Source organism: Cellulomonas uda (assembly GCF_006538705.1).
GTDB lineage: Bacteria > Actinomycetota > Actinomycetes > Actinomycetales > Cellulomonadaceae > Cellulomonas > Cellulomonas uda.
Genome location: NZ_BJLP01000100.1, coordinates 1 through 1,189 on the forward strand (window position 1 = coordinate 1; position 1,189 = coordinate 1,189).

A 1,189-nucleotide genomic window follows, 5' to 3' on the forward strand; every position below is an offset into this window, starting at 1 on the left:
CCCGCCTGTGGGTCGAGCGCATCGGCTCGCGCCGCTACGTGGGCCGCAGCTCGCGCGGCGCGAGCGTCGAGATCGGCGACATCGCCTACGAGGGCGCGTTCACGCCCGGCGAGCTGATGAAGGTCGCGCTCGCGGGGTGCTCGGGCCTGTCGTCCGACGCCGCGCTCGCGCGCCGCCTCGGCGACGACGTGCCCGTGACGATCGAGGTCGAGGGCCTCGCCGACGACGCCGAGGACCGCTACCCGGCGCTCGCCGAGCGGCTCGTCGTCGACCTGTCCTCGCTCGACCCGGCGGCGCGCGAGCGCCTCCTGACCGTCGTGCACCGCGCGATCGACCAGCACTGCACCGTGGGCCGTACGCTCACGGCCGGCGCGACGGTCGACCTCACGGTCGTCGGGGAGCGCTGAGCGCCGTGCCCCGCATCGTCGAGGAGGCCCTCGCCCGGGCGGTCCAGCTGCCGTCGAGCGCGGTGCACCAGCACGTCGCGAGCCTGCGCCGGCGCAACCCCGAGGCGACGCCCGAGCAGCTCGTGCGGCTGCTCGAGAAGGAGTTCCTGGTGGTCGTCGCGAGCGCCGGCGGCGCCGTGGGTGCCGCGGCCGCCGCCCCCGCGGTCGGCACCGGGGTCGCGCTCGTGCTGACCGCGAGCGACGTGGCGACGTTCTTCAGCGCGTCCGCCGCGTACGTGCTCGCGGTCGCGTCCGTGCACGGCATCGAGGTGGAGGACGTCGACCGGCGCCGCGCGCTCCTGCTGACCGCGCTGCTCGGCGAGTCCGGCGCCAAGGCGCTGACCGACATCACCGGCCTGGGGGCGACGAACGTCGCACGGCTGCTGCTCACGCGCATGCCCGTCGCGACCGTGAAGAAGGTCAACACGACCCTCACGCGGCGCATGCTGCGCAAGCAGCTCGCCAAGCAGTCGGGGTTGTTCTTCGGGCGCATGCTGCCCTACGGGATCGGCGTCGTCGTCGGCGCGTCGGGCGGACGTGCGCTGGGCCGCGAGGTCATCGCGGGCACGCGCAAGACGTTCGGGCCCGCACCGGCGACGTTCCGCGACCCGGTGGAGCTGCCCGCGCAGCCCGTGCGCGTCGAGCTCACGGCCGACGGGGCATGGGGCACCCCCACGACGCCGGACGTGCCCGAGCTGCCCGCGGGTCCGACCAGGCGCCGCCGCGGCCTGCCGCGCCTGGGG

Annotated in this window: 2 protein-coding genes; both read left to right on the forward strand. The window is 75.9% G+C overall.

The genetic code is table 11. The features are described from left to right. Positions 1 to 407: OsmC family protein (locus CUD01_RS16300; protein WP_141322535.1), on the forward strand; the 407-nt coding region annotated here is incomplete at its 5' end. A 5-nt stretch (positions 408 to 412) separates the two neighbouring features. Continuing rightward, the coding region (locus tag CUD01_RS16305) for a hypothetical protein (protein WP_244937817.1) at positions 413 to 1,189 on the forward strand (777 nt) is incomplete at its 3' end.